Here is a 12656-nt window from a genome sequence, read left to right on the forward strand (position 1 = left end):
AAAAGTTAACAACCAAGTTTTGTATTGCTTTTTGATTTTATAAGACAAGGAGTACTTTTATATTTATTTTTAATTATTAATTACAGTAGGTAGTGCTATATTTTTTTTTGACTAAACAAAACGTCTCTCTAATTTAGTAATTTAGTTAATGATCTTTATTGACGAAAATCTAAGAAATTTAAAACAGCACATTGCTTAATATGCTGATATTTTACAATATGTTGATAGGTAATAAAGAATTTTTTAAAAGCTAGAGTATTTTTTTTAAAAAGTTAGAGTATAATATATAGAATTTTTTATATAGTTAACTTTCACTTAATGATTATGCTGAGTTTAGATTGTTTTTATAGCGATAATGCTGAGTTTATAGAGGAAATGTATAATCGTTATTTACAAAACGATAAGTCAATTGGAAGAGATTGGCATAGAATATTTTCAGAAAATTTAGAAGTGAGTCAGATGAAATGTTATAATAACATACGGGACGTAATTAAGGATAGAAATTTAGATTCTACTAAACTAGTAAGTCTTTTTAGACTTTATGGTCATTTTTTTGCAAATCTTAATCCATTGTCGTCTTATGTGAACGAAGAAATAAATTTTCAGAAGTATTCTGGTTTTTCTTCAAAGTGTGACACTGGGATATATAGGAATATTTATTGTAAGGATATTGGTTTTGAATTTATGCATATTTCTTCCTATGAAGAGAGAGAGTGGTTACAGGAAAAAATTGAAAATCAAGCTTATACTTTAAGTTCTCAGCGCAAAAAGGAAATATTTGAATGTTTAATTGAATCTGAGATGTTTGAGCAGTTTCTTCATATAAAGTTTCCTGGATATAAACGTTTTTCTATTGAAGGAAGTGAGTCAGTTATTATTGCAATTGAAAAAATTATTAGTGACTCTGTAGTTTTTGGCGTTGAAGAAGTGGTTCTTGGTATGACTCATCGTGGACGACTTAGTGTTTTAGCTAAGGTTATGGGAAAAGAATATGCAGAAATATTATCTGAATTTCAGGATAATATTGTATATTCAAGAGATCTTGGGATATCTGGCGATGTTAAATATCATCTCGGTTATTCTTCTGATAGAGTACTTACTAATGGTAAGAAAATACATTTGAGTTTGTGTTATAATCCGTCTCATCTTGAAGCTATAACACCAGTTTTACTTGGAAGAGTAAGAGCAAAGCAAAATACAAAATCTGTACTTGGAATATCGATTCATGGTGATGCAGCTCTAACTGGTCAAGGTGTATTTGCTGAAACTCTGATGTTAGGTAACATTGATGGTTATAAGGTGAATGGGGTTATACATATTGTTATTAATAACCAAATTGGTTTTACTACAGCATCACATCGTACACGATCATCTTTTTATTGTACTGATATAATTAAATCTATAGAATCTCCAGTATTTCACGTTAATGGTGATGATCCTGAAGCTGTGAGTTTTGTCGCAAGTTTGGCGATGGAATATAGGCAAAAATTTCAAAAAGACGTGATGATTGATATAATATGTTATCGTAGATATGGTCATAACGAAGGAGACGAACCAAGTTTTACTCAGCCGATTATGTATAAAACAATATCGAAACATAGAACTTTAGGGGAGTTGTATGAGATGAAATTAGTTTTAGAAAAAGTGTTGAGTATTGATGAAGTAAATAAGTTACGTAGTGAATTTAAGATAAAATTAAATGAAAGTTTTATTAAATCAGTAGCTTATATCGTTAAAAAACCAGATTGGTTTTATGGTGTTTGGTCGAAGTTTAGAAGAGCAAAATTGAATGATTTAAGTGAATATTACACGTATTCTGGTGTTGAATTAGATAAGTTAAAAAGACTTGGTATACAAATAAATAGTAATATTCCTAATAATTTTAATATTAATCATAAAGTTAAAAAAATTCTTGATAGAAGAATGTGCAGTATAAGTTCTGGTCACAATATAGATTGGGCTACAGCTGAAAGTCTTGCATTTGCATCCTTACTTATGGAAGGAGTGAGAGTCCGTTTATCTGGACAAGATTCTGGACGTGGTACTTTTTCGCATCGTCATTTAAAGATTGTTGATCAAATGACAGAAGAAATATTTGTTCCATTGAATAATATAGATGAAAATCAGGCTCGTTTTGATATCATAGATAGTGCTTTATCTGAATATGCTGCGATGGGCTTTGAGTATGGATATAGTCTTGACTCTCCGCACTCACTTATATTATGGGAAGGACAATTTGGTGATTTTGCAAATGGTGCGCAAATAGTGATTGATCAATTTATTGTATCTTCAGAAACAAAGTGGCTGCGGTCAAGCGGTTTGGTTTTATTATTACCTCATGGTTACGAGGGACAAGGACCAGAACACAGTTCTGCACGTATAGAAAGGTTTTTACAACTTTGCGCAGAAGACAATATTCAAGTAGTTAACTGTTCTACTCCAGCAAATTATTTTCATGTTTTACGTCGGCAAATTCATCGTGATTTTCGTAAACCCTTAATAGTATTTACACCTAAATCATTGTTACGTCATAAGAAAGTAATTTCTAATTTATCTGATTTTAATGGGGAATTTCTCGCATTAATTCCAGAACATAGAATAGATTTAGTTTCAGATGATAAAATACGTAAAGTAATAATATGTAGCGGTAAAATTTATTTCGATATAATCGAAGCATGTGAACAAAAAAAAATAAACGATATAGCAGTAATACGTTTAGAGCAGTTTTATCCATTTCCTACTGACAAATTAAGTACTGAGCTTAAAAAGTATAAAAATGCTAGGGTTATATGGTGCCAGGAAGAACCAAAAAATATGGGGGGGTGGTTTTTCGTTAATCCATTGATAGGTGATATATTATCTAATTTTGATATTCAGATGAAAAGAGATTATGGATGTATTGCAAGGCCTGCTGCTGCATCTCCTGCATGTGGATATACTAGTATTCATAATCAACAGCAAGAAGAAATTTTAAAGCAGGTTATACAGTATATTTAAAAATAATATTATTTGCTTTTGATAACTTTCATTTATTTTATATAAAGATTTTATCTTATAAAATATATTAGTATTATGCACTATTGTTAATTTAAAAAACTTATTAGAACAATAAGTTTATTTTTAATAGGGGGGAATACTAAAAACCTATTAGCCTTAGTAATTTTAAATATTCTTTTTCTCTTATTCAGGTAATATTCATCTTATGGTTTGTATTATTAAGGGATTTATTAAAAAATTTTTTAAATTATTTTATTTTTTAATTTAATAAAATTATTATAATAGTTTTATATATATTAGTATCAACTAATTTGCCTTGATAATATAAAATATTATAATTATGTATTTACAGTAGTTTGTTTTGTGAAGTTAATAGTAGTGATACGGAATAATTTATTTTAAGGTCTGATATAAATAATGTATAATATTTTAGGAAAATTTTTATATAGTTTTATTTGAAAGGGATTTTTATAAATAGAATTATACAATTTTGCTCGTGGAAGAACAAAGGTGCTTATTTGTTACAATAACTGGTTTACCAAATGCTGGAAAATCTACTTTGATCAATAGTATTGTAGGTGAAAAGATTGCGATTGTTACTTCTAAAATGCATACAACTAGGACAAAAATAAATGGTATTATAGTACGTGGTAATACACAAATTGTTTTTCTTGATTCTCCCGGTATATTACCTTCTACAAAAACAAAACTAGAAAAAATTTTAGTTAAATCTGCATGGTCAGCAATTAATAGTGGTGATATTACTTTATTGCTAATTGATGTTAGTAATTATTTAATAAATATAGAGAAAATTAAAATCTTGTTTACAAGATTGCGATACATAAGGCAAAAATGCATTTTAGTTATTAACAAAATTGATCTTATAGGGAAAATTGAATTAAAAATCGCGTATAAGCATTTAGATATTATTTATAAGTTTAAAAAGATTTTTGCGATATCAGCACTAAGAAATGATGGACTTTCTGATTTAATAAATTACTTATGTAGGGTTGCTCCGGTAAATTCTTGGTTTTTTGACAAAGATCAAATAACTGATTCTTCGAAGAATTTTTTATCATCTGAGATTACTAGGGAAAAATTATTTTTTAATTTACGTGAAGAATTACCATATTCTATAACTGTTGCGACTGAGAGAATTCAAAAGGATAAAGATGGGAGTTTAATTATAAAACAGATTATCTTTGTTCTAAGGGAAAATCATAAAAAAATAGTGTTGGGAAAAGATGGCAATAATATTAAAAAGGTTGGTATTGATGCACGTGTAGAATTAGGAAAGTTATTTAAATGTAAAGTTCATTTGTTTTTATTCGTAAAAGTGAGAAATTGGGTTGATTATCCGGAAAGGTATATAGGCAATGTTTAATTCTTTATTAGTATTTGATATCGAAACTATACCAGATTTAAAATCTGGTAAAGATTTACTCAATGTTTATGGTAATATTTCGGAAAATAAAAAAGATGCATTGAAATGTAGTTTTGGTATAACAAATGGGCAAAATCTTTTTCTCCGTCAACTTTTTCATAAAATTATAGTTATAGGTTTTTTGTTTTGTGATATAAGTTGTAAAAATGGATATGAGGTATTTACATTACAGGAAATTAAGTCTGACAGTATATTGGACATTAATGAAAAAGAATTAGTAAAAGGATTTTTCGATTGTATATCAAAAAAAAGACCGAGGTTAGTTTCATTCAATGGACGAGCTTTTGATATACCAGTACTAAAATACCGTGCTATAATTTATGGTGTTCGGGGAGAGCATTTTTACAAAGCTGGTGATAAATGGAATAATTATAATCAAAGATATAGTAGTGATTGGCATTGTGATTTACTTGAATCTCTTTCTGATTTTGGTGCTTCTACGAGAGTAAAAATGAATGAGGTTTGTGCGGTATTTGATCTTCCCGGCAAAATCGATGTTGATGGATCGCAAGTTATAGATCTATATAATAGTGGTAGAGTACGGGAGATTAGAGAATATTGTGAAATAGATGTAGTTAACACTTATTTGATCTATTTAAAGCTTGTCCATTTTCAGGGAAAAATTTCAACTGAAAGTTATAATAAAAATATAGAGGAGTTGCTTTTAAAATGCGAAAAAAAAACATATTTAAAAAAGTTTAAAGAAGAATGGAAAATAATTTGTGGAGGAAAGTTTTACATTTAAGATATTAAATGGTAATCTAAAAAAGAAGATTAATTTGCTAGAGTTTAAGGCGCCTGAGCTGGATTATATAATAAAGTAAAAAGTTTAAGGTTAAAAATTTTTATGTAAAGATATAAGGTTTTGTTATGTTTTAATAACATGATTTATTTTTTAACTTTGTTTTATAAAACAAAGTTTGTTTGGGATTTGCATATTTTAAATATTTTTGTTAATTTTTAAGATAGATTAATTAAAAGAATTTTGATCAATTTGTTTTATAGAATTTTTCGACGAGATAGTTTGTGTGTTATTTTATATTATTTTAAAAATGATCAACTCTCGTCTAGAAATGTAGAAGTATACAAACAAGATAAAATATATTTTGAAATGTAGTGTTTTTGTATGATGAAAGGTAAAGTGTTGTTTTTTATTTTATAAATTAAGAATGTAAGTAACATAATTAGTGGGACTAGTGCGATTCGAACGCACGACCCCTGGATTAGGAATCCAATGCTCTATCCTACTGAGCTATAGTCCCATTTTATATTTTGTTAATTACAATTGTGTAAATAATATAACAAAGAATTTTATACTTTTCTAATTTCACGTTTTATTGATTTATTGTAATATTACAAGGTAATAATTAAAGTTTTTATATATATTAAAAAAAGACAAGATATCTTATTAATCCGTAGTTATTATAATTTATTATAATAATAAATTTAAAAGTAATAATGATTTTTAAAATACAAAAAGGAAAGTTTCATGTGTTTATTCTGGATTATTTTTATAAATGTTAAATGAAATTGTGATTTACGAAATAGATAGTAATATAATGTAAAACTTTTAAAAGTGAATGTTTACCATTTTGTAGTGTAGATTTATTTTATGTATATAGGAAGTCAGAAAAATTCTGGGTCTAATTTTAAATTAGTGACATTAGTGAGATTTTAGTAAGTTTTATTTTTATTTATGAGAAATTGGCTAGTCAATTTAATAGTGTGTTTTAAATTTGATTTATTTAATTATGTTTGGAAAAATTAAAAATTTTTATCTTCTTTTGGACAAGATGATATAATTTGTATATTAATTACTTGATTAAATCAAGTCTACTTTCTAAGTTTTAATGTTTAATGGAGGTGAAAATGAGTTTAGGGCCGTGGCAGTTATTTCTAGTTTTGATAATAATACTTGTTTTGTTTGGTGCAGGCAGGTTACCTCAAGTTATGAGTGATTTGGGAAAGGGTATAAGAAATCTCAAACAAGAACTTAAGGATTCAGAAAAATTATCATCTAATGAACCTGATCGTTAATGTGTATTTGTTTAGCTTTGCGGTACACGTTTTGCGTATCGCTTGGCTTTTTTTAAGATAGAAAAGAGAGAAATTAATAAAGAATATTGAAATATTTCGATAATTGTGCTAATAAGGGGGGGATTGTTTATTGGGAGAGTGATGCAAGAAAGTGAGAAGTTGACTTCTGACCTTTTGAAGGAGATCGCACATACTGAGAGTTACGGTGATGAGAAGATAACGTTATTTGATATAAAAGCAGCTTTGCATGAGCGTGGTTTTGGTATTTTAATAATTATTTTTTCTTTACCGTTGTCAGTACCTATACCTGTTCCGCCAGGTTATACAACTATATTTTCTATACCTCTGATCTTGCTTTCATTGCAATTTCTTCTTGGGTTTAATTCTCCTTGGATGCCTTGTTGGTTAGAAAAAAGATCTTTTCAACGTTCAACGTTGGCTTTTGTTGTAGAAAAAACTTTTTCTTCTTTTAAAAGGATAGAAAGTTTTATGAAACCAAGGATGTTTTTTATTTTCTGTAGGTTAGGTGAAAAAATTTTAGCATTTATAATGTTACTTTGTGCATTATCGATAGCAATTCCCTTACCATTAACTAATTTTATTCCGGCTATAGGTACGATTCTTATTTCACTTGGCATTGTGAATAGGGATGGATTCCTTTCTATACTAGGGGTTTTGATATCTTTATGCGGGTTATTACTTACTGTTATTGTAATTGTCAAGGGACCACAACTTTTGTTTGGAGCGTTTTCTTTTTTAAAAAGTTTTATATATGGTTAAGCTCTATAATACTTTAACAAAAAAAAAGAGTTTTTTATACCGTTTGATAAAAATCATGTAAGAATGTATGTTTGCGGACCAACGGTATACGATATGGTGCATATGGGTAATGCACGTTCTGTTGTTATTTATGATGTATTATTTCGGTTACTTAGATTTTGTTATAGTAATGTTACTTATGTGCGTAATATAACTGATATTGATGATAAGATAATTAATGTAGCGAATGAGAGGAATATTAGCGTAGAGAGTATTAGTGCTTTTTATACTAAAATCTTTCATGAAGATATGAAAAGTATAAATTGTATAGAGCCAACTTATGAACCAAAGGCGACTGAAAATATAAATTATATTATTGAGTTAATTGGATATTTGTTACAATCTGGTCATGCTTATGAATCTAATAAACATATATATTTTAGTATAGAATCTTATTCTGAATATGGTATATTATCTGGAAAAAAAGTTAGTGAATTGGATTATGGTAAAAGAGTTAAAATCGATGAAAATAAAAGACATCCAGGGGATTTTATATTATGGAAGCCTGCAAATGATATTGATTATAAACTTTTAAGTTATTGGGATAGCCCATGGGGAAAAGGAAGACCAGGATGGCATATAGAATGTTCAGCGATGTCATATGCTTATCTTGGTCAGGAATTTGATATTCATGGTGGTGGCGTAGATTTGCAATTTCCACATCATGAGAATGAAATTGCACAAAGTAGATCTGCATTCGTTGGATCAATGTTTGCAAAATATTGGGTACATAATGGTTTTCTTATGATGAATAAAGAAAAAATGAGTAAATCTTTATTAAATGTAGTTAGAGTAAGAGATTTACTTCATGGTGGAATTAAAGGTGAAGTGATACGTTATGCATTGCTCAAAACTCATTACAGAAAACCACTTGATTGGACTAGGAGTATTATCTCTGAATCGCGAGAAACTTTAAATAAGTTTTATCGATTATTACGTGATGTTGATACAGTGAATATTGAAAGAAGCGATGTGGAAGTTTTAAAAGATTTTATAGATGCTTTGAAAAACGATTTAAATATTCCTGAAGCTTCAATTGTGTTACATGAAATGGTAACAAAAATTAATGGGACAGGTAATAAAAATGATAAACTTAAGTTAATTAAGAGTTTTATTAAGAGTGCGAGACTTATTGGTTTTTTAGAATCGAATTATCAAGATTGGTTTATTTCTAATATAAGTTATCAAAAAATAGAAAATTTAATAAATTTAAGAAGAATAGCAAGACAAAATAAAGATTATGATATTGCTGATAAAATAAGAGAACAGTTAAAACGAATGGGAATTTCTATTTCTGATAGTAAAGATGATACGACAATTTGTTAATTTATATATGGAAAATTATTTTTTATTATTTACGGATAGTTTGATGTCATCGCTTATTTTACCTGTGTATCAGGGTTTTGTGTTTCGTACTATGTTGTATTTTAGGCTGTATTATAATCCATTGCTTATATTATTTTTTGGAATATTTGGATCAAGTCTTGGTGGGGTAATAAATTGGTATTTAGGTAAAATGACGATTTTTGTTAGAAAATTATTTCATAAAATGAGTAACGAATATAAAACACCTAAAATTGTTACAAATTTATTAATTTGTGCAGTTGTATTGTTTTTTTCATGGGTACCAGTGTTTGGAAGTGTAATTCAAATACTATCAGGTTATTTTAGATCAAATTTTAGAGTTTTCGCTTTGCTAACTATTTTATCTAATTTTTTTCATTTATTGTATCTTATTATTACTATTTGTTAAGAGATTTGTTTTTAACGAATTTTATTAAAATTTTTGTCTAGAGATGCTTCAATGTGATTGATTTGTAATTGATTAATATTTTGAGAATTTTCTTTTGATTTACATTTTACAATATTTTGTATGATATAATTATCAGCTTGTGAAAGTTATTCGAGTTTTAATTTTTGCAATAAAATTAAAGGTTATACAGATGTTTTATTATGGTATTTAAAAATATTTAAATAATGTGGTAAAATTTTAATTAGATTCCTTAATTTTTGTGTTTTATTTTATAAGTTTGTAGTTGTTTATATTTTTGTAGTTTTATATTAAAAATACATTTAAACAAATATCATAAGTGTAAAATTTTACTTATTAATTGTTATGAATATATTAAGGTTGTATCGAAATTGAAAATTTTGAAAATTATTAATTTTTAAAAAATTTATGCTTTATAGTTTTATATATCATGATATTTAAAGGATTTAGTAGAGAATTTAATAAAAATATGTGTAGAAGGAGAGAAGTGGATGCAAATGCTTTATAAAATTATAAAAATATAGTTTTGAAGGATCAGTGTTAAAATATTTATTGTATTTGTAGTAAAGAAGAAGTCTGAAGAAAGTTTTATTAAATATGAAGATTGTAAGGTTATGTGAAAATTTTAGGATATAGAATTTAGTTTTGTATTAGGATAAAATGTTGTTAGGTTTTAATATAAAAATTAAGTAATTTTTTAATATTTTGTGCTGTTATATTATGATAACTTTGCGTTACATTTCTGATATTGATTTTATTTAAATTTTATTTTTAAAAGAAGAGTCAAATTATAAATAGGTTTTGGATTGTTAAGAATAAATAAATTCCTTTATCTAGGAACAAAGTTTTGTTATCCTCGCATTTTATAGCAATATAGAATTGATGGGTATAAATAAAAGTAAATTTTTGTTTCTTCCACTAGGAGGGGTAGGTAGGATTGGGATGAACGTAAGTCTGTATCATTATCAAGGTAAGTGGATTATGGTTGATCTTGGTATTGGTTTTGCAGATGAAACTATGCCGGGTATTGAGTTATTAGTTGTAGATGTAAATTTTATTTCTCAAAGGAAAAAGGATTTACTTGGTATAATAATCACACATGCACATGAAGATCATTGTGGCGCAATACCTTATTTATGGGAAGAATTGCGGTGTCCAGTATATACAACAAAATTTACAGTTAATTTTCTTAAAGAGAAATTAAAGGAGTTTCAACTAGAAAGTATAGTACCAGTAAAAGAAGTGGATATAAATGGTAAAATAAATTTAGACCCTTTTATTATTGAGTTTATAAATGTAACTCATTCAATTCCTGAAGCGCATTCAATATTAATTAGTACCGATGTAGGTAGCGTTCTTCATACTGGTGACTGGAAATTTGATCCAAAACCTGTTGTTGGTTTAGTTTCTAATATAAATCGTTTAAAAGAAGCCGGAGATAAAGGTAATTTGCTTGCAGCAATTTGTGATTCAACTAATATATTGAGTAAGCATAATCCTGAGTCAGAAGGTGAAATTTATAATAATATTTATAATATAATAAGGAAATCCAAAAAATTGGTTGCTGTGTCACTTTTTGCTTCAAATGTAGCACGAATTGAAACAATAAGACGAATTGCAAAGGCACTTGATAGAAAAGTAGTTTTGCTCGGAAAATCTTTATGGAGAATAGTAAAGGTTGCACAAGACAGTGGATATTTAATTAATTCTATTGAATTTTGCAAAGCAAGAGATATAAAAAATTTTCCAAGAGACAGATTGTTATTAATTTGTACAGGTTGTCAAGGAGAACCAATGGCTGCAACTTCAAAATTAGCAAATAATAATCATTGTATATTTAGAATGCAGCGAGGTGATACATTAATTTTTTCATCAAAAATTATTCCTGGTAATGAAACTCGTACACATAATATGTTTAATGCTTTTATTGAAATGGGTGTAGAAGTTTTTATTGATGAAATGGAGTATATTCATGCTTCTGGGCATCCAGTAAAAGCAGAATTAAAAGAAATGTATTCTTTGATAAAACCTAGAATGTCTATTCCAGTTCATGGTGAATATATTCATACACATGCTCATGTAAAATTTGCTAGAGAATGTGGTGTAGAAAAAGCAATAATGGTTATGTCAGGTGATATTGTTAATTTAGAGAGTGGGGAAAAAGTTGATTCGATTGATGTTGAATATTTTGGTATTGACGGTATGTTGTTGCGTTGTCCAGAAAGTAGTGTTATAAAGATGCGTAGAAGGATGAGGGATGCTGGCGCTGTTGTAGTGACAGCGGTTGTAAATAAGAAAAATAAATTGCTTGCTAAGCCGAAAGTGTTTGCTCCTGGTGTTTTTGAGATCTCAAAAGATGCGGCTATCATACAGAGGATTGTAAAAACTGTCGAGTTAGCGTTTGGACTACAATCAACAAAAAAAATAAGGGATAAAATTGAAAGCTCAATATTTAGCATTTTAAGAGAGTATTTATTAAAAAGACCTGTAATTAAAGTTCAGATAGAACAAATATAAGTGAGTGAAAGTGTGTATTTTTTAGTTTATGTTTATATTATTTATTTTATTATTTTGCCATTTTGTCATCAAATTTGCTTATTTATTTTAAATAAAATCATTTTCTCCTTTTATTAGAGAATTTTTTAAAATAAAAGTATAAGAAAGTAATGTAATAAAAATATGATTATAAAATCATTAAATTTACGGAGAACATTGAGATAAATTTATATATTTCATGCTATGGTGGAGAATAATTATTTTGAGATATTTTAGTTTGTATAATCTTAATTTTTGGTTCATCATGTTATAATTTTTGTTTTTATTGTAAATTGAAGTATATATTACTGCATCAATTTATTTTAAATAAATAATTTAGAGTTATGAAAATGTGTAAGATTACTTTACAATTTATCTTATCTCTGATAAAGTTTTACTGTTATTGTATAAGTAAATTAAAAAAGGTTCTCTTAAAGAGAGATAGAATAAATATTATGCTTTATAGTTTTCCGCTAAAGTTTTATAGTGATGAGTTTGTTTTTATTTATCAAAATGAATTTGATGCATTTTATTAAAATTTCCTGATTTTAATTACTAGATAATCTGTGTGTTGTAGTTATATATTTTATTAATAATTTCGCGATTATGGGGTTAATAAGCGGAAATGCTTTAGTAAATTCAAGAGCGCCATATGTTGATGCAGTAAAAATTATGTTTTCTGGTGATTGGCACTTAATTATCTCTATCGTTGCATCTATTTTTTGTATTAGTAGTTTAAATGCCTGGATATTGTTTAATGGACAAATTGCTGTTGGTCTTGCTGAGGATAAATTTATACCGCAATTTTTTGCTAAAAAAAATAGATACGATTCTCCCTTTTTAGGAATAATAGTTAGTTCGATTGGAACTGCAATTTTATTGATTTTTACATCAAGCAAAAATTTTGTTCAACAAATTATTAAAATAACAGTTATAATTATATATGGAAATATTATAGAAAGTAATTTATAGTTTATCTTTTTTTTAGAAAGTATATTTCTTATTTTGATATTGCAAATGCAATTTTAAAAGCTTAATCTAAAACATAAATTT

At 27.2% G+C, this 12656-nt stretch carries 8 protein-coding genes, 1 tRNA gene and 1 pseudogene; 9 read left to right on the forward strand and 1 reads right to left on the reverse strand.

The features are described 5' to 3' along the window. Positions 1-324 precede the first annotated feature (324 nt). From LJI21_01120 to LJI21_01130, 3 genes are all read left to right on the forward strand, one after another. Positions 325-2997 carry a 2-oxoglutarate dehydrogenase E1 component gene (locus LJI21_01120; protein ID WFW29898.1) on the forward strand — a complete coding sequence of 891 codons (2673 nt, stop codon included), beginning with the start codon at positions 325-327 and terminating at the stop codon, positions 2995-2997. Between the two features lie 496 nt (positions 2998-3493). Next, positions 3494-4381, forward strand: a complete 888-nt coding sequence (gene era, locus LJI21_01125) for a GTPase Era (protein ID WFW29899.1) — start codon at positions 3494-3496, stop codon at positions 4379-4381. Then, on the forward strand, positions 4374-5186 hold the full coding sequence (locus LJI21_01130; protein ID WFW29900.1) for a 3'-5' exonuclease: 813 nt from the start codon (positions 4374-4376) through the stop codon (positions 5184-5186). The genes era and LJI21_01130 overlap by 8 nt, the downstream gene beginning before the upstream one ends. A 443-nt stretch (positions 5187-5629) precedes the next feature. Here the strand turns inward: LJI21_01130 and LJI21_01135 are convergent. Next, positions 5630-5703 (reverse strand) — tRNA-Arg (locus tag LJI21_01135). A gap of 607 nt (positions 5704-6310) precedes the next feature. Between LJI21_01135 and LJI21_01140 the strand changes: the two genes are divergently transcribed. The 6 genes and pseudogenes from LJI21_01140 (at position 6311) to LJI21_01165 (ending at position 12575) form a co-directional block, all read left to right on the forward strand. Beyond that, complete coding sequence (locus LJI21_01140; GenBank protein ID WFW29901.1) at positions 6311-6478, forward strand: twin-arginine translocase TatA/TatE family subunit; 168 nt, start codon at positions 6311-6313, stop codon at positions 6476-6478. Between the two features lie 141 nt (positions 6479-6619). Next, the gene (locus LJI21_01145; protein ID WFW30002.1) at positions 6620-7258 is read left to right on the forward strand and encodes an exopolysaccharide biosynthesis protein; all 639 of its coding nucleotides are present in this window, start codon (positions 6620-6622) and stop codon (positions 7256-7258) included. After that, a pseudogene (gene cysS / locus LJI21_01150) lies at positions 7251-8623 on the forward strand (cysteine--tRNA ligase). The gene LJI21_01145 and the pseudogene cysS overlap by 8 nt, the downstream one beginning before the upstream one ends. Positions 8624-8630: 7 nt before the next feature. Further along, positions 8631-9050: a DedA family protein gene (locus LJI21_01155; protein WFW29902.1), complete on the forward strand. Its 420-nt coding sequence runs from the start codon at positions 8631-8633 to the stop codon at positions 9048-9050. 900 nt (positions 9051-9950) lie between these two features. Continuing rightward, positions 9951-11585 carry a ribonuclease J gene (locus LJI21_01160; GenBank protein WFW29903.1) on the forward strand — a complete coding sequence of 545 codons (1635 nt, stop codon included), beginning with the start codon at positions 9951-9953 and terminating at the stop codon, positions 11583-11585. A 597-nt stretch (positions 11586-12182) separates the two neighbouring features. Further along, on the forward strand, positions 12183-12575 hold the full coding sequence (locus LJI21_01165) for an amino acid permease (protein ID WFW30003.1): 393 nt from the start codon (positions 12183-12185) through the stop codon (positions 12573-12575). The last annotated feature ends 81 nt before the right edge of the window (positions 12576-12656 follow it).

The organism is Wolbachia endosymbiont of Menacanthus eurysternus (assembly GCA_029715105.1).
Taxonomy (GTDB): domain Bacteria; phylum Pseudomonadota; class Alphaproteobacteria; order Rickettsiales; family Anaplasmataceae; genus Wolbachia.

Excerpts from the sequence above, each read along its gene's own strand:
- LJI21_01120 (WFW29898.1), top strand. The coding sequence starts at position 325 with ATGCTGAGTTTAGATTGTTTTTATAGCGATAATGCTGAGTTTATAGAG.
- LJI21_01130 (WFW29900.1), top strand. The coding sequence starts at position 4,374 with ATGTTTAATTCTTTATTAGTATTTGATATCGAAACTATACCAGATTTA.
- LJI21_01140 (WFW29901.1), top strand. The coding sequence starts at position 6,311 with ATGAGTTTAGGGCCGTGGCAGTTATTTCTAGTTTTGATAATAATACTT.
- LJI21_01145 (WFW30002.1), top strand. The coding sequence starts at position 6,620 with ATGCAAGAAAGTGAGAAGTTGACTTCTGACCTTTTGAAGGAGATCGCA.
- LJI21_01155 (WFW29902.1), top strand. The coding sequence starts at position 8,631 with ATGGAAAATTATTTTTTATTATTTACGGATAGTTTGATGTCATCGCTT.
- LJI21_01160 (WFW29903.1), top strand. The coding sequence starts at position 9,951 with ATGGGTATAAATAAAAGTAAATTTTTGTTTCTTCCACTAGGAGGGGTA.